Origin of the sequence: Kitasatospora sp. NBC_01539, assembly GCF_045040525.1 — a bacterium.
GTDB lineage: Bacteria > Actinomycetota > Actinomycetes > Streptomycetales > Streptomycetaceae > Kitasatospora.
Genome location: NZ_CP109390.1, coordinates 7,276,592 through 7,298,204, shown reverse-complemented (window position 1 = coordinate 7,298,204; position 21,613 = coordinate 7,276,592). Strand labels below are relative to the sequence as shown.

Here is a 21,613-nt window from a genome sequence, read left to right as displayed (position 1 = left end):
GGCGGCGCACGACCCTCCCCCTCGCCGGGTCCCGCCCGGTCCGCGCCGTGACCGGCGACGCACCCCCCGACCACCACCGGCCCGGATTCGTGCCCGCCGTACCCATAGGTCCGCCTTATGCCTCCATAACCCGGAGGCACGTACCGGCCGGGCGCGGCACGGGTGAGGCTGAGACCCAGACCCTCTCCGTCGTCCGCCCCGGGCCGCCCCGGCCCGCTCCGCACTGAAGGAAGCCGCCATGTCCCGCCCTGTCCGGGTCGCGATCGTCGGAGCCGGCCCCGCCGGTGTCTACGCTGCCGATGCCCTGCTCAAGTCCGAGATCGCCGCCGACCCCGGCGTCTCGATCGACCTGCTGGAGCGGCTGCCCGCGCCGTTCGGGCTGATCCGCTACGGCGTCGCACCGGACCACCCGCGGATCAAGGGCATCGTGACCGCGCTGCACCAGGTGCTCGACAAGCCGCAGGTCCGTTTCTTCGGCAACGTCGACTACCCCGGCGACATCTCCCTCGACGACCTGCACCGCTTCTACGACGCCGTGGTCTTCGCGACCGGTGCCGTGGCCGACCGCGATCTGACCGTGCCCGGCGTCGGGCTGGACGGCTCCTACGGCGCCGCCGACTTCGTGTCCTGGTACGACGGCCACCCGGACGTCCCGCGGACGTGGCCGCTGGAGGCCGAGAAGGTCGCCGTCCTCGGCGTCGGCAACGTCGCCCTGGACGTCGCCCGCATCCTCGCGAAGACGGCCGACGAGCTCCTGCCCACCGAGATCCCCGGCAACGTCTACGACGGGCTGGCGGCCAACCGGGCCGTGGAGGTCCACGTCTTCGGCCGCCGCGGCCCCGCGCAGGCGAAGTTCAGCCCGATGGAGCTGCGCGAGCTCGACCACTCCCCCACCATCGAGGTGGTCGTCGACCCCGAGGACATCGACTACGACGAGGGGTCGATCGCCACCCGGCGCGCCAACAAGCAGGCCGACATGGTGGCCTCCACCCTGGAGAACTGGGCGATCCGCGACACCGGCGACCGCCCTCACCGCATCCACCTGCACTTCTTCGAGTCTCCGGTGGAGATCCTCGGCGAGGACGGCCGGGTCGTGGGCCTGCGCACCGAGCGCACCACCCTCGACGGCACCGGCGACACCACCGGCACCGGTGTCTTCCGGGACTGGGACGTCCAGGCCGTCTACCGCGCCGTGGGCTACCGCTCGGACGAGCTGCCCAAGCTCCCGTTCGACCCGATCTCCGCGACCGTGCCGCACGAGGCGGGCCGGGTCCTGGAGGCGGGCGCGCACCTGCCGTCGACGTACGTCACCGGCTGGGTCAAGCGCGGGCCGGTCGGCCTCATCGGGCACACCAAGGGCGACGCCAACGAGACCGTCGCCTGCCTGGTCGCCGACCACCGCGCCGACCTGCTGCACCGCGCGTCCGCGCCCGGCGAGGACGCCGTGACGGCGTACCTCGCCGAGCAGGGCGTCGACTACACCACCTGGGAGGGCTGGAAGCTCCTGGACGCGCACGAGCGGGCCCTCGGCGAGCGCGAGGGCCGCGAGCGCGTCAAGGTCGTCGAGCGCGACGCGATGCTCCGCGCCTCCCGGAGCGCCCTGACCGAACCCGGCGGGCCGTCGGAGGGCTGAGCGGGGGTCGCCGCCGCGGGGCGGCCGTCACCGCACGAACGCCTCACCGGGCTTCAGCAGGTGCAGCCGCTCCGCCAGGCCCGCCGCCTCGAACGCGGCGACGAGCGCGGCCCCGTCCTCGCTGAAGTGCGCCCAGTGCTCGAAGTGCAGCGGCACGACGTCGCGTGCGCCGAGGACGGCGGCGGCCTCGACCGCCCGGTCGGCCGTGAGGGTCAGCGGCTCGCCCGGCACGAGCGGGGTCCGGGCGGCGCCCGCGAAGAGCACGGCGACGTCGACCGGCCCGACCCGGTCGGCGACGGCGCGCACGACGTCCACGGAGGCGTTGTCGCCGCTGACGTACACGGTGGGGAGCCCGGCCCCGGAGAGGACGAAGCCGGTCACCTCGCCGACCAGGTGCTCACTGCCCGCGGGGCCGTGCAGGGCCGGCACGCCGGTGATCCGCAGGGTGCCGCCGCCGGGCCGGGCCAGCTCGGTGTGCTGCCAGTTCGGCAGCCCCCGTACGCTGCCGCCGAGGCGCTCCTCGGCGGCAGCGGTGGAGAACACCGGCGGCGCGGCGACCGGATCGGTGACGAAGGCGCGCCCGGCGGTGTCCAGGTTGTCGGGGTGGTGGTCGTGCGAGAGGAGCACGGCGTCCACCGGCCCGATCCCGGCGAGCGGCACGGCCGGACCCGCCGTCTTGGCGAGGGTGCGGGAGCCGACCGGGTACTCGCCGGGCGGGTCGAAGGTGGGGTCGGTCAGCAGCCGGAGGCCGTCGATCTCCAGGACGGCGGTGGGACCGCCCAGGTAACGGACCGTCAGTGTGCTCATCGTGTGCTCCCCCTCGGGGCGGCGGCGGGTGTCACCGGGACAATCCGCCGGCCGCCCCGGTTGTTCCCGGCGGTCCCGCGGCACTGCCGCCGCCGCCGCGAGTGCGGCCAGGGCAGGGGGCCAGGGGGATCAGGGCAGGGGGACGATCTGCCAGCGCTGGTTCGGGTTGGTGAGCTCCCCGCACTCGTGCAGGTAGACGTTCTCGCCGTCGCTGTCGAGGCACTGCAGCGTCTGCTGGTTCTGGATCGTCACCACCGGGCCGGCCTTGTTCTTCTCCCACCAGTGCTGGTAGCCGCTGTTGTTGCAGTCGTGCGCGTAGGCGGCGGTGCCGTTGTTGTCCACGCACTGGCCGGAGGCGACACCCTTGTACACGACGGAGCCGTCGCCGAGCACGTCCCGCGCGAACTGCTGGCGCAGGTCGTCGGTGTGGCAGTCCCGCAGCTTGTAGTTGGAGGACCGGCCCGTCCCGGTGACGGACGCTCGGACGGACCGCTCGACCGAACGGTCCATCAGGCAGGCCCGCCCCACGGTGACGGACGGTCCGTCACCGGCGGGTCAGCGGGCGCCGAACCCGGTCGCGACCGCCACCAGCACGGTGAGCAGCATCAGGCCCGCGGTGAGCACGGCCTGGGCGGGACCATGGCCGAGCGGCTGTGCGTGGCGCATCCGCTGCTGGCGCACCCGCCACTGCCGGTAGCCGACCAGCGTCGTCGCCAGCGAGAGGACGAGCAGGTACCCCGCCATCGCCAGGCGCAGGCCGTACGGCACCAGCGTCGCGAGCTGCAGCACGGCCAGGGCGCCGGCGAGGAGCGCCAGCGCCGTACGCGACCAGGCCAGGAAGGTGCGCTCGTTGGCGAGGGTCGCCCGGTAGTCGGGCTCCTCGCCGGTCGCCCACCAGGCACCGGCGTCACCGGCACCGTCTCCGGCCCGGTCGGGGTCGTGCCCGGGCTCCGGTCTCGGCATGTCGTCCATGCCCGGAGTATCGCCGCCCGAGCGCACCGGGCCCGGCAAAGGGCGGGAACCACGTGCCCGTGGCGGGCCGTCCGGAGGACGATGCCGCGGTGAACGCCGTACTGCGCGGGTCCGCCGCGCATCCGTCCCGGCCGCCCGGTCCGCTCGACCGGCTGATCGCGACGGCGACCCCGCGACGGAGGCCCTGCTGCCCGGCGGTCACCATCCGGCGTAAGGGGGCGAAACCCCGGCGGCACGGGTCGGCCGGGCCGAGGACCGGGCCCGGGCAGGAATGTCCGCGCGTCGCCGATCCACCTCCGGGGTCGGATCCGAATAGGCTGTGAGAACAGACCCTCCGGGAAGGAGGACGCCGTGATCGACCAGGAGTTCACGGACGCAGCCAGCGAAGCGGTCACCACGCTCCGCCACTGCGGTGACCCCGAGCAGGACCACCTGCTGGACGAGATCCAGCATCCCGAGACCACCTTCGCGCTGTACGCGCTGGCGGCCCGGCCCGATCAGCCGCCGGGCGGCGTCACCCTGCTGCCGGTACCCGAGCGCTGAGCGTCCCGGCGGCCGTCCGCCCGGACGGCCGTCGGCCGGCATCACCCGTACGGCCGCAGGGCCGGTCCCGGAGGGGGTCGGCCCTGCGGCCGGGGTGCCGGGGCCGGTCGGCCGGCGAGGACGTCACGGCATCGAGCGGTGTGCCCGCCGCGTCGTCCTTCTCCGGCGAGCGAGAAGGCGGGCATCCCGCCCGGGCCCTCGTCCCCGCTCTCAGCGGCCGCTCAGCAGGTCGGCGGCGCGGGCGATCCGCGAGGTGCGGCCGAGCCCGCCGTCCTCCCGGCGGTCGGCCGCGCGGTAGGCGGCGTACAGCCCGCGGATGCCGAGCCAGCGCAGGGGCTCCGGTTCCCAGCCTCGGACCCGGCGGCCGACCCAGGGCAGCCGGGTGAGTTCGGTGTCGCGGCCGAGCACGAGGTCGCACAGGGTACGACCGGCCAGGTTGGTGGTGGCGACGCCGTGGCCGACGTAGCCGCCGGCCCAGCCGAGGCCGGTCGCCGGGTCGAGGCCGACGGTGGCGCACCAGTCGCGGGGCACGCCGAGCACGCCGGACCACGCGTGGTCGACGGGCGCGCCGGCCGCGGCGGGGAAGAGCCGTCCGAGCAGGTCGGTCAGCTGGCGCTGCGTCGAGGCGTGCGTCTCGCCGCGCGCGTCGACCCGTGAGCCGAACCGGTACGGGACACCCCGGCCGCCGATGGCGATCCGGTCGTCGGCGGTGCGCTGCAGGTAGCAGTAGGCGTGGGCCTCGTCGCCGATGACCTCGGCGCCGCGCCACCCGATCTCGTCCCACACGGCCTGCTCCAGCGGGGCGGTGACGATCATGCTGCTGTTCATCGGCACCCAGGTGCGGCGGTGGCCGTCCAGGCCGGCCGTGAAGCCCTCCAGGGCACGGATCACGTGGCGGGCGCGCACGGTGCCCTGCCGGCACACGGCGGCGCCGGGGCGCACCGCGGTGACCTCGGTGTCCTCGTACACCGTGACGCCCAGGCGTTCGACCGCGGCGGCCAGGCCCCGGACGAGGGCGGCCGGGTGGACGCGGGCGCAGTGCGGGGTCCACAGGGCGCCGCGGGCCCCGGCGACGCGCACCCGGTCGGCCAGTTCGTCCGGGCCGAGCCGGACCATGTCGTCCTCGCCCCAGCCCTCCTCGCGCAGGGCGGGGAGGTGGGCGAGCATCCGGCGTTCCTGCACCTCGCCGACGGCGACGTGCAGTTCGCCGTCCTTGCGGACGTCGGCGTCGATGCCTTCCGTGCGGGCGGCGTCGATCACCTCGTCGACGGTGGCGAACATGGCCCGCTGCATGGCCGCGGCGGCGTCCGGCCCGTGCGTGGCGGCGTAGCGGCGGAACTGCCCCGGGAGGGCCGCGGTGAGCCAGCCGCCGTTGCGGCCGGAGGCTCCGAATCCGGCGAACTCCTTCTCCAGCACGACGATCCGCAGCGAGGGGTCGGCCCGCTTGAGGTAGTAGGCCGTCCAGAGTGCGGTGTAGCCGCCGCCGACCAGGGCCACGTCCGCCTCGGCGTCGCCGTCGAGGGCGGGCCGGCGGGCGGGCAGGCCGTGCGCGGCGTACCAGAAGGCGACCTCGCCGTTGGTCCGGGCGGTGCCGGTCGCGGGCACGGCGGGCACGGCGGGCACGGTGGGCACGGTGACCGGGGCGGGCACGGCGGCCGGGGCGGTGGCGGGGGTCGGGGACGGCTGCGGGGTCGGGCTCATGGGGGTCCTGTGCCTCGGTGGGGTGTGCGGTCTCAGTCGGGGGTGGGCGGGCTGACGATCCAGAGCACCTCGGCGGGCGTGTCCGCGGGGTTGGCCACCCGGTGCGGGGTGGCGGTGCGGTAGTCGAGGCTGTCGCCGGCGTCCAGGGTGTAGGGGTGGCCGTCGAGTTCGACGACGACGCGGCCCGCCAGGACGACCAGGATCTCCTGGGAGTCGCCGTGCGTGTAGGCCTCCGCCCCGGTGGACGCCCCGGGGTCGAACTCCCCCGCGTACACCTCCAGATGGGAGAGCGGGCGCTGCGAGACGAGGTACTTGCGGGTGCCGGGGGCGGTGAGGAGCGCGGGCCGTGCGGCGCGCCGGACGACCCGGGGCCCGGCCGGTGCGGCGTCGTCGAAGAGGTCGGCCATGGTGAGGCCGAGCGCGCCGGAGATCCGCCGCAGCATGCCGATGCTGGCGCCCGCCAGGCCGCGTTCGACCTGGCTGAGGAAGCCCGGGCTGGCCCCGGCGGCCTCCCCGAGGGCGCGCAGCGACAGGCCGCGCATCTCGCGGTAGCCGCGGATCCGGGCGCCGAGCGCCCTGCCGTCCGGACTGCTGTCGGCAGGACCGCCGTCCGGGCTGCTGCCGGCCGTGCGGTCCGGGCCGTCGTCCACGGCGAGGGGGGTCTCCGGCAGGGCCGGCGGGTCGGTCATGGGGCACCGGTTCCGGGTCGGGCGGACGGCGCGGCGGCCGGCGGCCTCGATCAAACACTCTGTTCGATGAGGTGCAACACACCGTATGACGCGTGACGGCCGCACACAAGGGCCTGCCCGGCCTACCCGGCGGGCGGCAGTTCCTGCTCCGTCCAGATGGTCTTGCCGCGGGCGGTGTAGCGGCTGCCCCAGCGGGAGGCGAGCTGCGCGATCAGGTAGAGGCCGCGGCCGCCCTCGTCGGTGAGCCGGGCCCGGCGCATCCGGGGCTGGGTGCTGCTGCCGTCGGAGACCTCGCAGGTCAGCGTGTCCGCGCGGATCAGGCGCACGCCGACCGGGCCTCCGGCGTAGCGGATCGCGTTGGTGACGAGTTCGCTGAGGATGAGCTCGGTGGTGAAGACGAGATCGTCCAGCCCCCACTCGGTGAGCCGGGCGCTGGCATCGGCCCGCACCCGGCCGACCGACTCCGGCTCGGGCTCGACCGACCAGATGGCGGTGTCCGCGGCGGGCACCGCCCGGGTGCGGGCGAGGAGCAGGGCGACGTCGTCGCGCAGCCGGGTGGGCGGCAGACCGGCGGTGATCCGGACGGCGGCCTCGCGCAGCGGCCGGTCGGGGCCGGTGAGGTCGAGCAGGCGCCTCCGGAGCTCGGCCATGCCCTCGTCGATGTCGCCCTCGCCGCGTTCGATCAGGCCGTCGGTGTAGAGGGCGATGACGCTGCCCGGGGCGAGGACCGCCTCGGCGGCCTCGAAGGGCAGGCCGCCGACGCCGAGCGGCGGCCCCGGTGAGACGGGCAGGTAGCGCGCGGTGCCGTCGGGGTCGACGACGGCGGGCGGGGGGTGGCCGGCGCTGGCGAGGGTGCAGCAGCGGGTGACGGGGTCGTAGACGGCGTACAGGCAGGTCGCGCCGAGGGAGCCGGGTTCGTGGCGGGTGCGGCTCTCCTCGACGCCAGCCGCGGGGTCGTCGCCCTCCGCCTGGAAGTCGCCCTCGATGAGGAGCTGGGAGACCAGGTCGTCGAGGTGGACGAGCAGTTCGTCCGGTTCGAGGTCGAGGTCGGCGAGGGTCCGCACGGCGGTGCGCAGCCGGCCCATGGTGGCGGTGGCCTGCAAGCCGTGGCCGGCGACGTCGCCGACCACCAGGGCGACGCGGGCGGAGGAGAGCGGGATGACGTCGAACCAGTCGCCGCCGACCCCGCCCGCGCTGTCGGTGGGCAGGTAGACGCCTGCGGTGGTCACGGCGGCGACCGTCCGGACGGACGGCGGCAGCAGGCTGCGCTGGAGGGCGACGGCGGCCCGGTGCTCGCGGGTGTAGCGGCGGGCGTTGTCGACGGCCAGGGCCGAGCGGGCGGCGATCTCGGCGAGCAGCAGGCGGTCGCCGTCCTCGTACGGGTCCTTCCAGCGGTCGCGGTGGGCGGTGACCTGGCCGAGGAGGATGCCGCGGGCGGTGAGCGGGGCGTGCAGGGCCCAGGCGCCGGCCGGGTCCTCGGAGGGGGTGGCGGGGTCGGCGCCGGGCCGTACCAGCACGCTGTCGCCGGTGGCGGGGGACGATCCGGGCGGCCCGGCGACGGCGGTGCGGCGCAGCAGGAGCAGGCCGTCGCCGTCGGCGACGGGTTCGTCGCCGGTGAAGACGGCGGCGGCGATGTCGACGACGGCGACGTCGGCCAGCTCGGGGACGAGGGCGCGGGCGAGGTCCTCGGCGGTGCCGGAGACGGAGAGCGAGACGCCGGCGGCGGCGGTGACGCGGTGCAGGAGGGCCAGGCGCCTGCGGCTGCGATGCTGCTCGGTGATGTCCGTGAAGAGCACGGTGACGCCGATGACGGTGCCGCCGGCGTCCTGGAGGCGGAACGCGGAGATCGCCATCATGCGTCCGCTGCGCGGGTCGACGACGGTACGGGCGAGCTCCTCGGCGAGCACCAGCGGGCGGCCGGTCTCCAGCACCTCGCGCAGGTGGGCCTCGACGACGACGGCGTCCTCGGGCTGCAGGAAGTCGGCGAGTCTGAGCCCGGTGAGCGTGGGCGGCACGCCGGTGTAGGGCAGCAGGTGGGTGTTGGTGCGGACGACCCGCAGGTCGGTGTCGAAGACGGCGAGTCCGAAGCGGTCCTGCAGGAAGAGCTCACGCGTGAAGGCCTGGTCCTGGCGCCATCCCGCGGCGGTGGCGGAGGGCGCGCCGAGGACGACCTGCCGGACGGCGCCGGGGTCGGCGGGGTCGCCGCCGTGCAGGGGGAGGACGCGGACGTCGAGGCCCAGCGGCCGTCCGTCGCCGGTGCGCACGGTGACCCGGCCGTCGCGGGTGCCGGGGCCCTCGTGGGGGCCGTCGTGGGGGCCGTGCCAGTCCTCCGGCCGGGCGAGGAGGTCGCGCAGGGGGCGGCCGACGAGGGCGCGGGCGGGGAGGGAGAGCAGGTCCTCGAAGGCGTCGGTGCAGCCCACGATCGTCCCCCTGCCGTCGACGAGCGCCCCTGCGACGCCGTCGAGGAAGGGAAAGCGGCGGTCGTCCATCGCGATCACCTCGCCGGCTCGTCCTCTCCCCACATCCTCCACCGGGGTCCGGCACTCGGCGCCCCGGACACGCGGAGTGACGGCCTCCCGCTCTTCGACCTGTGGAGGCGGAGGCGTCGACGCGGTTCGGTCGACGGGCCCGACCTCACGTTCCGGAAGAAGGGGTCCAGGCCGATCCCGGCGCCCCGCCCGGCTGCGCCCGACACGCCGCCCCACCTGGTGACACCTCGGCACGACCGCGACCTGTCAGGATTCTGACGGTCCGTCCGCCGTGCGCGCGCTCCGGCCGTCCGCGCTCCGGCGGGCCCGCCACCGGGACGCCGACCGGGACGCCGCCGAGCACCCCGCGTTCATCTTCCGAACGCCTGCAGCAGTCCTTCCTCACCCCCACCGCGCCTGCGCCCCGGCGCGGGCAGCGAGGAGAAACCGTGCTCCGTCCCCTGGCCCGCGCCGCCGCCACGGCCGCCGCCCTGCCCGCCCTGGTCGCCGGCCTGCTGCTCGCGGCCGGCTCCCCGGCGTCCGCCGCGGCCGACCCCGGCCCCGGGTTCCCCGCCCGCTTCGCGGCCCCCTACCTGGAGACGTGGAACGCCCCGTCGGTGATGGCCGACGTCCGCAACGCCACCGGCCTGAAGTACTTCACTCTCGCCTTCGTGATCAGCGACGGCAGCTGCAACGCCACCTTCAACGGCGACACCGCGATCACCTCCGCCTCCTGGCAGAGCGCCGTGAACGGCCTCCGCGCGGCCGGCGGTGACGTCATCGCCTCCTTCGGCGGCGCGGCCGGCACCGAGCTCGGCCGGGCCTGCACGAGCGTCTCCGCCCTGCAGGCGCAGTACAAGCGGGTGGTCGACACCCTCAACCTGACCCGCATCGACTTCGACATCGAGGGATCCGCGCTCAACGACACCACCGCCAACGACCGGCGCAACCAGGCGCTGGCCGCCCTCCAGCAGCAGTACGCGGCGGCCGGTCGCCGCCTCGCGGTCAACTACACCCTGCCGGTCAGCCCCACCGGTCTGCTGCAGAACTCGCTGAACCTGCTCACCAACGCCAGGAGCCGCGGCCTCGACGTCAACCTCGTGAACATCATGACGATGGACTACGGCCCCGCGACGGACATGGGCCAGGCCGCCATCGACGCCGCGAACGGCCTGCACACCCAGCTCGGGCGGATCTGGACGGGCAGGACCTCCGAGCAGCTGTGGGCCATGGAGGGCAACACGCCGATGATCGGCGTCAACGACACCACCAGAGAGGTCTTCACCACCTCCGACGCCACCGACCTGGAGGCGTTCGCCGCCGCCCGCGGCATCCAGCAGCTCGCCTTCTGGTCGGTCGGCCGCGACAGGGCGTGCGCCGTCGACGGGACGCTCTCCGACACGTGCAGCGGCACCCCGCAGTCCGCGTACCAGTTCACCCGCACGTTCGACGCGCTCACCGGCACCACCACCCCGGGCACCGGCACCGGCACCGTCGACCACGTCGTCGACTCGACCGGAGGACCGTCCGGCTCCTCCACCGACGTGGCGGGCCTGGTCGCCCACCCGTAGCGGGCGCCCCCGCGCACGAACGCTCCCCGGCCGGGTCCGCACCCGGCCGGGGAGCCCGTGCCGTTCCGTACCGTGCCCGTACGGCTCAGCGGGTGGCGCTCCAGCTGTGCGCCACGTCGATGACCAGCCGGTTGTCCAACTGGAAGACCCGGAACGGCAGTCGGGCCCGCACACCGAGACCGACCTGGGTCTGGCCCTCGAAGCTGGACGCGAACTTCGCGTCCCGGAAGGTGCTGTAGCCGGCCAGGTTCACCCCGGGCAGTGCCTGCCCGGCGTGCGCCGGGTACGTCGGCGAGCCGGTCGCCGGGTCGTACGCGGGCGCGACCGCGACGATCTCCAGCACCGCGCCGCCCGCGATCGGGAGCGGCTTGCCCGAGCCGTCCTGGTAGAGCGTGGTGACGTACTGCACGTGGTAGCCGACCAGCGCCGACGACGAGGCGCCGGGAATGTCCAGCACCATGCGGTCGAAGCAGGGCTGCTGCCCGGTGCGGATGCCGGTCAGCGCATGCTGGCCGCCGGTGCCGGAGGCCGCCTTCGGCAGGCTGCCCCACCCGGTCGGACACGTGGTGACGGCCGCCGCCGGGGTCGCGGCGGAGGCCGCGAGCGGCACCACCGCCGAACCGGTGCCGGCGAGGACGAGTGCCAATGGGAGCATGATCCACCGTCGCATGATGCGCCTCCTCGGGGCCGCGCCAGGATCTCTCACCCGGGAAGACGTGCACGGCGGCCGCCCAGTTGCAGCGCCGCCGCACCGAGTTCCGGCGGCGGCCGCCCCGCGTTCAGGGGGCGAGCGCCCGGAGCGGCACAATGGGCCCATGCCGAACCGCCGCCACCAGCCACGACTCTCCCCCACCGCCCCCTGCCCCTGCGGCCTGGCCGGCCCGTACGGCGGCTGCTGCGGGCGGCTGCACCGCGGCGCGGCGGCCGCGGCCACCGCGGAACAGCTCATGCGCTCGCGCTACAGCGCCTTCGCCGCCCGCGACGCGGCGTACCTGCTGCGCACCTGGCACCCGGACGCCAGACCGCCCCGGATCGACTTCGACCCGGGGCTGCGATGGGACCGGCTGGAGGTGCTGTCCGCCACCGACGGCGGCGCCTTCCACACCGAGGGCACGGTGCACTTCCGCGCCCACTTCACCGACGGCGGCGAGCGCGGCGCGATGGAGGAGCACAGCCGCTTCGTCCGCCTCGACGGCGCCTGGGTGTACGTGGCGGCGCTGCCGGCGGACTGAGCCGGCTGCCGCGGTCAGTCGTGGTACTCCGAGACCAGGTCGTCGAGCGGCTCCGGCTCCACGGCGGGCACGGTGCGGTCGAGGCCGCTGGTGAAGGCCGAGGCGGACGCCACGTGGGCGCGGGCCACCTCCAGGATCTCGGCGGCCCGGGCGAGTTCCTCGGAGACCCTGGCCTGGCGGGCGGCGGCGGTGTCACGGTCGTCGTCGGCGAGGGCGACCCTGATCTGGGCGGACGGGATGGCCGCCAGCCCGGCGGCCGCCTGGCCGAGCGCCTGCGGCAGGTGGAAGAGGATCGCGTGCAGCGCCGTGATCACGTCGTGCACGCTGACGGGGTCGGGGAAGGCGCCGACTCCGACGGCGGTGCGGTGGTTGAGGACGCGGATCTCCTCGCCGATGGCGTTGGCGATCTCGTACGGGGTCCGGGCAGGGCCCGGTGCGCGGTCGGGGCTCATGGCGGCCATGGTCGCCCGTTCGATCCGTCCGAACACGCACGGCAGGCCGCGGCGTGCCGGTCGGTCACCCGTTCGACCTAGTGGGGGCCGCGGCGGGTACTAGGCTCGGGGCATGGCGGAGGACGAGGGCCCGGTACGGGTGGACAGCTGGATCTGGTCGGTCCGGCTGCTGAAGACGCGTTCGCTGGCCTCGGCGGCCTGCCGGGCCGGACACGTGCGGGTCAACGACGACCGGGCGAAGCCCGCCCAGGCCGTACGGCCTGGCGACGAGGTGCGCCTGAAGTACGACGGCCGGGAACGCGTCGTGGTGGTCACCCGGCTCATCCGCAAGCGGGTCGGCGCCGAGGTGGCCGTGCAGTGCTACACCGACCACAGCCCGCCGCCGCCCCCGCGCGAGGCCGTCGCCCCGGCGGCCGTCCGCGACCGCGGCACCGGCCGGCCGACCAAGCGCGACCGCCGGGAGATCGAGCGCCTGCGCGGCAGCTGAGCCCTGCGGTCCCGGCGGACCGGGGCCGCCAGGGCCGCCGGTCGGCGCGCCGTTCCGTGGGGACGACGGGTGGCATGTCCCAACCGGCTGCTGCCGGAACTGCGTTGGTGGTCGCGCTCGCCGGGGTACCCCGCCCTGGGCCCGAGGATCTGGATGGACACCGTCGACACGTTCCGAGGACTCCTGCGGCGGCCCCGGGGGTAGGGTGGCACCGGGCCGTGACTGGCGCTGAGGTGGGCCACCACCGGGGAGCGGCCCGGCGGACCCCGCCGATGCCGCGCGCCTGGGCGATCCGCCACGGACCCCGGAGCGCCCGATGCCCCGCACCCCCTCCCCCGCACGCCTCATGGACGGCACCGCTCTCGCCCGCCGTACCCTCGCGGCCGCCGCCGAGCGCGCCGCGGACCTCACCCGCCGCACCGGCACCGCCCCCTGCCTGGCGACCGTGCTGGTCGGTGACGACCCCGCCTCCGCGACGTACGTACGGATGAAGCGCAACCGCTGCGCCGCGACCGGCATCCGCTCCCGGCACGTCGCCCTGCCGGAGCACACCACTACGGCGGAACTCGTCTCCACCATCCGGGAGCTGTCCGAGGATGCGGAGGTGCACGGCATCCTGCTGCAGCACCCCGTGCCCGCCCACGTCGACGAGCGTGCGGCCTTCGAGGCCATCGCCCCGCACAAGGACGTCGACGGGGTCACCCTGCACTCGTTCTCCGCGATGGCCTTCGGCCGGCCCGGCTTCACGTCCTGCACCCCCGGCGGCATCCTCCGCCTCCTGGACGCCCACGGCATCGGCCTCGCGGGGCGGCGGGCCGTGGTCGTCGGACGCAGCGCCATCCTCGGCAGGCCGGTCGGCATGCTGCTGCTCGCGCGGGACGCCACGGTGACGTACTGCCACTCCCGGACGGAGGGGATCACCGAGGTGATCGGCGAGGCGGAGGTGCTGGTCGTCGCAGCCGGCCGCCCGGGGCTCGTGCACGGCACGCAGATCCGGCCCGGCGCGGTGGTGGTGGACGCCGGCTACCATCCGGGCGGGGTCGGCGACGTCGACGCCGCGTCCGCCCGGGAGCGGGCCTCGCTGCTCACGCCGGTACCGGGCGGGGTGGGGCCGATGACGATCGCGGTGCTGCTGGAGCAGACCGTGACCGCGGCCGGTCGGCAGCTGGGTGCCTGAGTCGGCACGACGAACAGGCCGGGCCCGGTGCGCTCTCACACACCGGGCCCGGCCTGGTTGGTAGCGGGGACAGGATTTGAACCTGCGACCTCTGGGTTATGAGCCCAGCGAGCTACCGAGCTGCTCCACCCCGCGTCGGTGAACCTCACTGTACGGCACGGACGGGGCACGAAGGAAATCCGTCGATCCGCAGCCGGTGGGCGGCACCGCGGGTCCGACCCTGCGGGGCCGTCCTGGACCGGGCCCGGTGTGAGCGTTCAGGGCGGCTCACACCGGGCCCGGCGGCATGGTGCGTCCGGCCGCCGCGGGCGGGCCGGACGGAGGGGTCAGCCCTGGGCCCTGGGGGCGGCGGCGAGGCCGGTGCAGGTGCGCAGGCCGTCGCGGCGGGTGCGGGCGGCCGTGGCGGCCGCACCGGTCGACGGGACGGGCACGCCGCGCTTGTCGATGTGGGCCGGGGTGAAGGCCTCGCCGACGGTGCGGCCGTCGCCGGTGAGCGTCAGCGTGGTGACGCCGGTCTCGTCGGAGTTGGAGTAGCTGGAGGTGCCGTACCAGAGGAAGTTGCCGAAGCCGTAGGCCACGTACGTCCGCCCGAGCATGCCGGAGCCGAGCATGGTGTGGGCGTGGGTGCCGACGACGGCGGTGGCGCCGGCCGCGGAGAGCTTCTTGGCGATGTCGGTCTGCGCGGCGGTGGGGCAGGTCTTGCCCTCGTCGCCCCAGTGCAGGTAGACGAGGACGACGGGCGCCTGCTTCTTGGCGGCGGTGACGGCGCGGACGAGCGCCGCGCTGTCGAGGGCGGAGGCGATGCCGGGCTTGCCGGTGCCGGCCCGCCACTTCTGGTTGGTGAGGTCGACGACCTGACTGGCCGCCAGCACCGCGACCTTGACGCCCTTGACGGTCGTCACGTACGGCGCGTACGCCTCCTTGGCGTCGTGGCCGAACCCGACGATCGGGATGGGCGAGGAGTCCTTCGCGGCGAGGGTGTCCTCGATGCCGGGTGCACCGAAGTCGGCGGCGTGGTTGTTGGCCATCGACACGATGTCCACGCCGGCGTCGTGGAGCAGTTGGAGGGCCTTGGGGCTGGTGCGGAAGGTGTACGTCTTGGGCTCGGGGGCGCCGCGGCCGGTGATGGCCGTCTCCAGGTTGAGCACGGAGAGGTCGGCGCCGGCGAGGGTCCGGGATATCGGGCCGAGCGCGGTGTCGGAGCCGGTGGGGCTCATCCGCGCCTCGGTGCGGCCCTCGAAGTGCACGTCGCCCGCGAAGGCCACGGTGATGGTGCGGTCGGGGTCGCCGCCCGACGGGCCGCCGGCGCTCGCGTCTCCGTCGGGCGCGGCGGGGTCGGAGGAGTCCGCGGTGCCGGGGGCGCCGGGCGTCCCTGCGGTGGCGTGGTCGGAGGCCGGACTACTCGAACTCCCGCAGGCCGTCAGGCAGATCAGGCTCAGCAGAAGTGCGGCAGCAGGCGCGGCACGGCGCACGAGAATCCCCCGGTGATCGATGCGAGGCGCCCAGCGTACGGTACCGACCGCACAGATATCCACATGATCCCCATGAGTCGATCACATATGCGGAGGATTCGCGTCCGCATCCGGCCGGGAGCCCCCGCCCCTCCCCGACGGGCTTGCCGATCAGGCGGACTGACGGACCACCAGGATCGGTTCGAAGATCATCGCGGTGGCGACACGCTCCGGCCGGGCGAGGTGGTCGAGCAGGATCCGCGCCATCTCCGCGGCCATCTCCTCCACCGGCTGGCGCACCGTGGTCAGCAGGGGGCGCCCGGAGGTCGCCGCGCTGCTGTCGTCGAAGCCGACCACCGCGACGTCCTCCGGCACCCGCAGGCCGTGGTCGCGGAGCACCGCGACGGCGCCCTGCGCCATGAGGTCGTTCGCGGCGAACACGCCGTCCAGGTCAGGGTTCTCCGCCAGCAGCCGGGCCATCGCCCGCTCACCGCCGCCCTGCGTGAAGTCCGCCTCGACGTGCGGCAGGTACGGCATGCCGTGGCGGGCCATCGCCTCCTGGAAGCCCTCCAGCCGGTCACGGCCGGCACGGACGGCGGCCGGGCCCGCGATCACGACGACCCGGCGCCGCCCGATGCGGTGGAGGTGGTCGGCGGCGAGCCGGGCGCCGTCCCGGTTGGCCAGGTCGACGCAGCTGACGGGCAGCGGGAGGTGCGGACGCCCGAAGAGCACGGTCGGCACCCCCGCGGCGAGCAGCAGGCCGGGCATCGGGTCGTCGGCGTGGGTGGAGACCACCATCGCGCCGTCCGCGTTGCCCTGCCGCAGGAAGGCCAGGGCCTGGTCGCGGGCGGCGGGGGTGTCGGCCAGCATCAGCACGGGGTGCAGGCCCTGGGGCCGCAGGCCGGTGAAGACCCCGCTGACCACCCGGCCGAAGAACGGGTCGGTGAAGACGTGGGACCGCGTGGAGTGGTCGTCGGCCTCGTCGGCGCCGGTGCCGGTGACCACCAGGGCCAGCGCGCCGGCACGGCGGGTCACCAGCGAGCGGGCGGCACCGTTGGGTACGTACCCGGTGGCGGCGACGGCCCGGCGGACGCTCTCCTGGATCGACGGGTCGACGTTGCGGATGCCGTTGATCACGCGGGAGACCGTCGCACGGGAGACACCGGCGACCCGGGCCACGTCCTCCAGCGTCGCGGAACGGTTGGCGGCCGGGCGGAGGGCTTCGCTCATAGGCCCTTTATAGCACGCGGGAGAGCGCTCTATCTGCCCGTTCCAGTGCTTCTACCAGGCAGTTCGCCCCCACCCGCCCCCGCGGGGAGGCGGAGGCGGGCAGGGGCGGGTCACTCACGGTGCAACGGGTGGGACGGGTGCGTCAGGGCAGCAGGTACTGCTCGTTCAGCGCCGCGCCCCGCTGGGGCAGCGTCTCGTCGTAGCCGCGGGCGTTGCACTGGAGACCACCGATGATGCAGTGGTTCACCAGGGCGGACAGGGTGGGCGCGTCCCACGCGTTGAAGAAGTCGTAGTGGAACGAGTATCCCCGTCCACTGGCCAGTCGCAGCTGCGACATGTCCCCGTTCGCCGGAGACGGCCACGCCATCTTGAACTCGATCATCGGAAGCGCCACCGGGTGGGTGGTCGGGCAGACACCGTTGACCGGGTAGGCCATGTGGCTCTTGTGGTCCGGGGTGTCCAGGTACAGACCGTTCCAGCAACTCGGAGCCTGGTAACGGAGGTTGATCGCACCGCCACCGGGGCAGCTGGTGGGCAGGTCGGAGTTGTGGTAGCTGTTCCCGCACTCCCAGCCGGCCACGTAGCCCGGGTTGGTCGCGAACTCCGTCTGGGTCGCGGACGGGCTGCCCACGACGAACCGCAGACCCGGCGGGAACGGCCGCACCGAGGTGTAGTCGTTCACCCCCGTCTTGTAGTAGATGGTCTGCAGGCCGACCGGGTTGATCTCCGCGGAGCCGTTGTACATGGTCGGCATCCAGTACGCCGACCGGTCACCGGGCGCCAGGCAGGTCGTCGTCGAGGCCTGCAGCGAGGACAGGCTGGACGTCGCGGTGGTGCTGTTGTTCGCGAGGAACGTGTGCATGTGCGAGGCGCCGGCCAGACCCGGGAAGACGATCGGGTCGTCCGGGAGGTTGTGGTTGGCCGAGCAGTTCGCCTGGAACTCGTGGAAGTACGTGTGCGGCGGGTTGGCCGTCGACGGCGTCACACCGGTCACCTGGGGGTTGGCCAGGATGTAGCCGGTGGTGGGCGTCGTGGCGGTGCCGTACACCTTGAACTCGAGCAGCGAGTAGCCGTACTGCGTGGCCCGCTGGGTGGCGTACAGCCGGATGTACCGGCCGCTGCCGCTGACGTTCAGGCTCTGCGCGCCGCCGGTCGAGGTGGTCGTCGAGTAGATCGTCGACCAGTTGGCGGCGTCGTTCGAGACCTGCAGCTGGAAGGCCTTGGCGTACGCGGCCTCCCAGTTGAGCCCGACCTTGCTGACCGTGGCTCCGGCGCCGAGGTCGATCTGGAGCCACTGCGGGTCGCTCCAGTTGCTCGCCCAGCGGGTGGTCAGGTCACCGTCGACGACGGCGCCGGCCGGGAAGTTCAGGCTCTCGATCGACGAGGCGGTCGCGGGCCTGGACTGCGAGATCAGCCCGTCGGCCGCAACGGCCTGCTGGGTGGTGGCGCCGATGCCCGTAAGGGCGAGCACCGCCGCGAAGGCGACGGCGAGCGCCGTCCTCCTCGGCCTGCCCCGGGACAGGAAACGGGGTCGCATGGGACCTCCATTCGAACGGATGGGTGGGGGTTGCCCCGGGACGCGCCTGGTGGGGCCGACGCGTCCCGGGAGTCTTCATCAGGCGTAGACGCCGAACTCGTAGAGCGAGTCGCCGTACGCGGTGCCGCGCTGCGTGATGTACGCGCGCACGTACCGGCCGGTCGCGTTCACGTCGATGTCGTCGATGCCGCCGGTGCCGCTCGTGGTCGACCAGGCGGTCGTCCAGTTGGTGCCGTCGTTGGACGTCTGGATCTGGAACGCCTTGCCGTAGGCACCCTCCCAGCCCAGCTGGACGTGCTTGAACGTCCGCGAGGAGCCGAGGTCGATCTGCACCCACTGCGGGTCGGCCCACTCGCTGGCCCAACGGGTGCCCCAGTTGCCGTCGGTGACGTTCGACGGCGGGTAGGGGGCGCCGTTGCCGACGGCCTGGTAGGTCGAGGCGGTGGCGGGTCGGCCGAGCGCGATGTTGGTGCCGCTCGGCGTCGGCGCGACCACACGGAACGACTTCGTCTCGATGCCCACGTTGCCGTGGCCGTCGTAGGCGTAGACGTAGACCTTGTACACGCCCAGGTTCTTCGGCGCGACCGCGGTGAAGCGGCCGTCGGCGGTCTGGGTGAAGGAGACCTGGCTGAAACCGGTGCCGCCGCCCGCGTACTTGGCGCAGTAGTACAGGTTGTAGCGGATCAGGTCGCCGTTGGGGTCGGTCGTGGTGGTGGCGATGTCGAAGGTGCCGCCGGCCGGCACGGTGGCCGTGTTGCTCAGCGTCATGTCCGAGATCACCGGCGGGGTGTTGGTGCCCACGTTGCCGCCGTAGTTCTTGGCGACCGAGTAGAACGCGAGGCGCTTCCAGCCCGCGGGAACGGTGTTGTACCAGACGCCGCCGAAGTCGTTCTCGGTGCCGTAGTGGAAGACCGTCGCGCCCAGCGCGACACCCGTGTGGCTCGTGATGCAGCCCCAGTTGGAGAGGTAGGCGTCGCGCTTCTTGATGTCGGTGGGCTCCAGCGGCACGCCGTTGGCGTCGTTGGGCACCTCCCACTCGCCGTCCTCACCGGACTCTGTGATGATGTACGGCTTGGTGTAACCCCCGCTGATCCAGTCGTTCTTGACGTTGCAGACCGAGCCGTAGGAGTTCACCGCGAGCAGGTCGAGGCTCGGGGTGTAGTCCTTGTAGTACTTCCAGGCCGCGGTGTACGCGTCGGTGGAGGTCACCGGGTGCGTGGTGTCGATCGCGTGGATCGCCTGGGTGACCCGCTCCACGTACTTGGCGTACGCGACGCGCTGCTGCTCGACCGTGGTGCCGTTGTAGGTGTGGTCCTGGGTGGTGAGGATGACCTCGTTGCCCACGTCCCACATCAGCACGCCGGGGTGGTTCTTGTAGGTCGTGACCCACTGCTTGATCTGGTCGATCGTGGTGTTCATGTACGCCGTGTCGTTGACGTAGTCGGCGCCCTGGTTGAGCCAGAAGCCGTTCACGACCTTGAGGCCGTGCGCGGCCGCGGTGTCGAGCAGCGGCTTGCTGCCCGCGTCGGTGCCCCAGGTGCGCAGGGTGTTGACGCCCATCGCCTTGAGCTCGCGGATGTGGGCGTCGGCCGCGGTGTTGGCCGGGCCCCAGGTGATGCCCTTGACCTGGTACGGCGCGCCGTTGACCTGCAGCTGCCAGTTGCCCTGCGAGCCGGTCACCTTGACGGTGGACGGCGTGGTGGGGACGGCCGGGTCGGTCAGTGCGGCGGGGGTGGTGCCGGTGGCAGTGGAGACGGTCACCTTGTCGATGCTCAGCGCACCGCCGGAGGTGGTGGCGTCGGTCGGCGAGGTGCAGCCGCAGACGGCGTTCGGGTAGCCGCCGCCGATGCCGAGGTTGAAGAGCAGGTAGAAGCCGTGGTGCACGGCCGCGTCCCAGGTGGCGACGCCGACCTGCGACTCGCTGACCTGCCAGACCTGCCGGCCGTCGAGGTACCAGCGGATCTGCTCGTCGGAGAGGGTGCGGTCGATGATCTGCGAGTACGTGTGGTAGCCGGTCAGGCAGCCGGTGCAGGACGCCAGACCGCTGGTCATGCCGTCGTACTCTTTGCAGTTGCCGCCGGGGGCGGTACCGCAGTGCAGGGTGGCGGAGAGCTGGCTGCGGCCGTTGACGCTCTCCATGATGTCCGTCTCGCCCGCGCCGGGCCAGACGGTGAAGTTGCCGCGGTTGGCGGCGCCCATCGCGCGGAAGGACGGCCAGTAGCCCAGGCCGTTGGCCACGCTGGGCTGCTTGATGGTCGCGGAGATCTGGAGCTGGCCACCGGCGGGGGCGGTGAAGTCGGTGCGCTTGGACTCGACGCGGCCGGAGGTCCAGGCCGTGCCGTTCTTCAGCGCGGTCAGGTTGAGCGCGCCGCTGCCGTTGAGGCCGACGTTGGCCGGGGAGTTGGTCGCGGTCTCGACCTCGCCACTGCCCCAGTTGGCCGGGCCGCCGGCGTAGCCGGTGCCGGTGTCGACGATCCAGTCGTTGCCGTTCGGGGCGGTGCCGGAGGTGCCGGTGAAGTCCTCGTTGAAGACCGTCGTCCAGTTGCCGGGCGGCGGGGTGGTCGGCGGGTCGGTGGTCGGCGGGTCGGTCGGCGGGTCGGTGGTCGGCGGGTCGGTCGGCGGGTTGGTGGTGCCGCCGGTGCGCACGGCGAACTCCCAGAGCGAGTAACCGTATCCGGTGGCGCGCTGGGTGCCGTACATGCGGACGTACCGGGCGCTGCCGGTGACGGTGAGCGTCTCGGTGCCGCCGGCTCCGGTGGTGGTGGAGTAGGCGTCCGTCCACGCGGTGCCGTTCGCGGACAGCTGGATCTTGTACGCCTTGCCGTACGCCGACTCCCAGCTGAGCACGACCTGGCAGACCGTCTGGGAGGAGCCGAGGTCGACCTGGATCCACTGCGGGTCGGTGTTGGCGGACGACCAGCGGGTGCCGGCGTTGCCGTCGACCGCGTTGGCGGCCGCGGTGCCGTAGTTCTCCTCGCTGGAGGCCGTCGCCGGCTTGCCCTGCGCGGCGTTCGCGGTGCCGCAGGTGCCGGTCGGGGTGCCGCCTAGGACGCCGAAGACCTGGAACTCCCAGAGGGAGTAGCCGTATCCGGTGGCGCGCTGGGTGCCGTTCATCCGGACGTACCGGGCGCTGCCGGTGACGGTGAGCGTCTCGGTGCCGCCGGCTCCGGTGGTGGTGGAGTAGGCGTCCGTCCAGGCGGTGCCGTCCGTGGAGAGCTGGATCTTGTACGCCTTGCCGTACGCCGACTCCCAGTTGAGGACCACCTGGGAGACGGTGGCGACGGCGCCGAGATCCACCTGGATCCACTGCGGGTCGGTGTTGGCGGACGACCAGCGGGTGCCGGTGTTGCCGTCGACCGCGTTGGCGGCCGCGGTGCCGTAGTTCTCCTCGCTGGAGGCGGTCACGGACTTGCCCTGCGAGAGCAGCGCGGCGGCGGCCTGGGCGCGTCCGGCGGGCAGGAACAGCATCAGCCCGGCGACGAGCGCGGCGGCGAGCACGGCGGCCAGGGCGCGCCACGGCGGTGACGCGTGGAGGTCCGGGGCCGCCGCTCGGGCGGGTGGAGCGAGCATGGGGTATCTCTCCTGACGAGACGGTGGGGGTGGGCAGCGGCACCGCCTCGGACCGGACCGAGCCGTCGGGGTGGGCCGGTCGGAGGGTGTGGG

The 21,613-nt window shown here is 73.8% G+C and carries 18 protein-coding genes, 1 tRNA gene and 1 riboswitch; of the genes, 6 read left to right on the top strand and 13 right to left on the bottom strand.

All coding sequences use genetic code 11. The features are described from left to right. The first annotated feature begins 238 nt into the window (after positions 1-238). Positions 239-1,633: an FAD-dependent oxidoreductase gene (locus OG335_RS31695; RefSeq protein ID WP_405014565.1), complete on the top strand. Its 1,395-nt coding sequence runs from the start codon at positions 239-241 to the stop codon at positions 1,631-1,633. Between the two features lie 27 nt (positions 1,634-1,660). On the opposite strand, the gene OG335_RS31690 is transcribed toward OG335_RS31695, so the two are convergent. The 3 genes from OG335_RS31690 to OG335_RS31680 form a co-directional block, all read right to left on the bottom strand. Beyond that, positions 1,661-2,440, bottom strand: coding sequence for an MBL fold metallo-hydrolase (locus tag OG335_RS31690; RefSeq protein WP_405014564.1), 780 nt, complete (start codon positions 2,438-2,440; stop codon positions 1,661-1,663). Positions 2,441-2,569: 129 nt separating this feature from the next. Further along, entirely contained in the window at positions 2,570-2,950 is a 381-nt protein-coding gene (locus OG335_RS31685; RefSeq protein ID WP_405014563.1) for an RICIN domain-containing protein, read from the bottom strand. A gap of 45 nt (positions 2,951-2,995) precedes the next feature. Beyond that, complete coding sequence (locus OG335_RS31680) at positions 2,996-3,412, bottom strand: YidH family protein (protein WP_405014562.1); 417 nt, start codon at positions 3,410-3,412, stop codon at positions 2,996-2,998. A 351-nt stretch (positions 3,413-3,763) separates the two neighbouring features. Here OG335_RS31680 and OG335_RS31675 point away from each other — a divergent pair, with 351 nt between their 5' ends. Then, a complete protein-coding gene (locus OG335_RS31675; protein ID WP_405014561.1) occupies positions 3,764-3,955 on the top strand; it encodes a hypothetical protein in 192 nt (63 codons plus the stop codon). A gap of 210 nt (positions 3,956-4,165) precedes the next feature. On the opposite strand, the gene OG335_RS31670 is transcribed toward OG335_RS31675, so the two are convergent. The 3 genes from OG335_RS31670 to OG335_RS31660 form a co-directional block, all read right to left on the bottom strand. Continuing rightward, a complete protein-coding gene (locus OG335_RS31670; protein WP_405014560.1) occupies positions 4,166-5,656 on the bottom strand; it encodes an NAD(P)/FAD-dependent oxidoreductase in 1,491 nt (496 codons plus the stop codon). A gap of 32 nt (positions 5,657-5,688) precedes the next feature. Further along, positions 5,689-6,345, bottom strand: coding sequence for a helix-turn-helix domain-containing protein (locus OG335_RS31665; RefSeq protein WP_405014559.1), 657 nt, complete (start codon positions 6,343-6,345; stop codon positions 5,689-5,691). 122 nt (positions 6,346-6,467) lie between these two features. Then, positions 6,468-8,834, bottom strand: a complete 2,367-nt coding sequence (locus OG335_RS31660) for a SpoIIE family protein phosphatase (RefSeq protein WP_405014558.1) — start codon at positions 8,832-8,834, stop codon at positions 6,468-6,470. Positions 8,835-9,262: 428 nt separating this feature from the next. Here OG335_RS31660 and OG335_RS31655 point away from each other — a divergent pair, with 428 nt between their 5' ends. Further along, positions 9,263-10,384 carry a chitinase gene (locus OG335_RS31655; protein ID WP_405014557.1) on the top strand — a complete coding sequence of 374 codons (1,122 nt, stop codon included), beginning with the start codon at positions 9,263-9,265 and terminating at the stop codon, positions 10,382-10,384. A gap of 85 nt (positions 10,385-10,469) precedes the next feature. Here OG335_RS31655 and OG335_RS31650 read toward each other — a convergent pair whose 3' ends face one another. Further along, positions 10,470-11,054: a hypothetical protein gene (locus OG335_RS31650; protein ID WP_405014556.1), complete on the bottom strand. Its 585-nt coding sequence runs from the start codon at positions 11,052-11,054 to the stop codon at positions 10,470-10,472. A 145-nt stretch (positions 11,055-11,199) separates the two neighbouring features. Here OG335_RS31650 and OG335_RS31645 point away from each other — a divergent pair, with 145 nt between their 5' ends. Then, positions 11,200-11,616, top strand: coding sequence for a YchJ family protein (locus OG335_RS31645; protein ID WP_405014555.1), 417 nt, complete (start codon positions 11,200-11,202; stop codon positions 11,614-11,616). Between the two features lie 14 nt (positions 11,617-11,630). Here OG335_RS31645 and OG335_RS31640 read toward each other — a convergent pair whose 3' ends face one another. Continuing rightward, positions 11,631-12,068, bottom strand: a complete 438-nt coding sequence (locus tag OG335_RS31640) for a hypothetical protein (RefSeq protein WP_405014554.1) — start codon at positions 12,066-12,068, stop codon at positions 11,631-11,633. Positions 12,069-12,180: 112 nt separating this feature from the next. Here OG335_RS31640 and OG335_RS31635 point away from each other — a divergent pair, with 112 nt between their 5' ends. Both OG335_RS31635 and OG335_RS31630 read left to right on the top strand, forming a co-directional pair. After that, entirely contained in the window at positions 12,181-12,555 is a 375-nt protein-coding gene (locus tag OG335_RS31635) for an RNA-binding S4 domain-containing protein (protein ID WP_405014553.1), read from the top strand. A 208-nt stretch (positions 12,556-12,763) separates the two neighbouring features. After that, a riboswitch (ZMP/ZTP riboswitch) is annotated at positions 12,764-12,851 on the top strand. A 20-nt stretch (positions 12,852-12,871) separates the two neighbouring features. Beyond that, entirely contained in the window at positions 12,872-13,732 is an 861-nt protein-coding gene (locus OG335_RS31630; protein ID WP_405014552.1) for a bifunctional 5,10-methylenetetrahydrofolate dehydrogenase/5,10-methenyltetrahydrofolate cyclohydrolase, read from the top strand. 58 nt (positions 13,733-13,790) lie between these two features. Here OG335_RS31630 and OG335_RS31625 read toward each other — a convergent pair. The 5 genes from OG335_RS31625 to OG335_RS31605 all read right to left on the bottom strand — a co-directional run bounded on the left by OG335_RS31625 (position 13,791) and on the right by OG335_RS31605 (position 21,520). Then, positions 13,791-13,867 (bottom strand) — tRNA-Met (locus tag OG335_RS31625). A gap of 191 nt (positions 13,868-14,058) precedes the next feature. Beyond that, a complete protein-coding gene (locus tag OG335_RS31620; RefSeq protein WP_405014551.1) occupies positions 14,059-15,204 on the bottom strand; it encodes a CapA family protein in 1,146 nt (381 codons plus the stop codon). Between the two features lie 150 nt (positions 15,205-15,354). Beyond that, on the bottom strand, positions 15,355-16,413 hold the full coding sequence (locus OG335_RS31615; protein WP_405014550.1) for a LacI family DNA-binding transcriptional regulator: 1,059 nt from the start codon (positions 16,411-16,413) through the stop codon (positions 15,355-15,357). A gap of 142 nt (positions 16,414-16,555) precedes the next feature. Continuing rightward, complete coding sequence (locus OG335_RS31610; protein ID WP_405014549.1) at positions 16,556-17,950, bottom strand: DUF1996 domain-containing protein; 1,395 nt, start codon at positions 17,948-17,950, stop codon at positions 16,556-16,558. Between the two features lie 78 nt (positions 17,951-18,028). After that, complete coding sequence (locus OG335_RS31605; protein WP_405014548.1) at positions 18,029-21,520, bottom strand: discoidin domain-containing protein; 3,492 nt, start codon at positions 21,518-21,520, stop codon at positions 18,029-18,031. Positions 21,521-21,613 lie beyond the last annotated feature (93 nt).

What these genes read in the sequence shown, in the direction of transcription:
- OG335_RS31645 (WP_405014555.1), top strand. Translation starts at nt 11,200, where the DNA reads ATGCCGAACCGCCGCCACCAGCCACGACTCTCCCCCACCGCCCCCTGC.
- OG335_RS31680 (WP_405014562.1), bottom strand. Translation starts at nt 3,412, where the DNA reads ATGGACGACATGCCGAGACCGGAGCCCGGGCACGACCCCGACCGGGCC.
- OG335_RS31605 (WP_405014548.1), bottom strand. Translation starts at nt 21,520, where the DNA reads ATGCTCGCTCCACCCGCCCGAGCGGCGGCCCCGGACCTCCACGCGTCA.
- OG335_RS31610 (WP_405014549.1), bottom strand. Translation starts at nt 17,950, where the DNA reads ATGCGACCCCGTTTCCTGTCCCGGGGCAGGCCGAGGAGGACGGCGCTC.
- OG335_RS31685 (WP_405014563.1), bottom strand. Translation starts at nt 2,950, where the DNA reads ATGGACCGTTCGGTCGAGCGGTCCGTCCGAGCGTCCGTCACCGGGACG.
- OG335_RS31695 (WP_405014565.1), top strand. Translation starts at nt 239, where the DNA reads ATGTCCCGCCCTGTCCGGGTCGCGATCGTCGGAGCCGGCCCCGCCGGT.
- OG335_RS31630 (WP_405014552.1), top strand. Translation starts at nt 12,872, where the DNA reads ATGCCCCGCACCCCCTCCCCCGCACGCCTCATGGACGGCACCGCTCTC.
- OG335_RS31660 (WP_405014558.1), bottom strand. Translation starts at nt 8,834, where the DNA reads ATGGACGACCGCCGCTTTCCCTTCCTCGACGGCGTCGCAGGGGCGCTC.
- OG335_RS31665 (WP_405014559.1), bottom strand. Translation starts at nt 6,345, where the DNA reads ATGACCGACCCGCCGGCCCTGCCGGAGACCCCCCTCGCCGTGGACGAC.
- OG335_RS31650 (WP_405014556.1), bottom strand. Translation starts at nt 11,054, where the DNA reads ATGCGACGGTGGATCATGCTCCCATTGGCACTCGTCCTCGCCGGCACC.
- OG335_RS31690 (WP_405014564.1), bottom strand. Translation starts at nt 2,440, where the DNA reads ATGAGCACACTGACGGTCCGTTACCTGGGCGGTCCCACCGCCGTCCTG.
- OG335_RS31670 (WP_405014560.1), bottom strand. Translation starts at nt 5,656, where the DNA reads ATGAGCCCGACCCCGCAGCCGTCCCCGACCCCCGCCACCGCCCCGGCC.
- OG335_RS31640 (WP_405014554.1), bottom strand. Translation starts at nt 12,068, where the DNA reads ATGAGCCCCGACCGCGCACCGGGCCCTGCCCGGACCCCGTACGAGATC.
- OG335_RS31615 (WP_405014550.1), bottom strand. Translation starts at nt 16,413, where the DNA reads ATGAGCGAAGCCCTCCGCCCGGCCGCCAACCGTTCCGCGACGCTGGAG.
- OG335_RS31635 (WP_405014553.1), top strand. Translation starts at nt 12,181, where the DNA reads ATGGCGGAGGACGAGGGCCCGGTACGGGTGGACAGCTGGATCTGGTCG.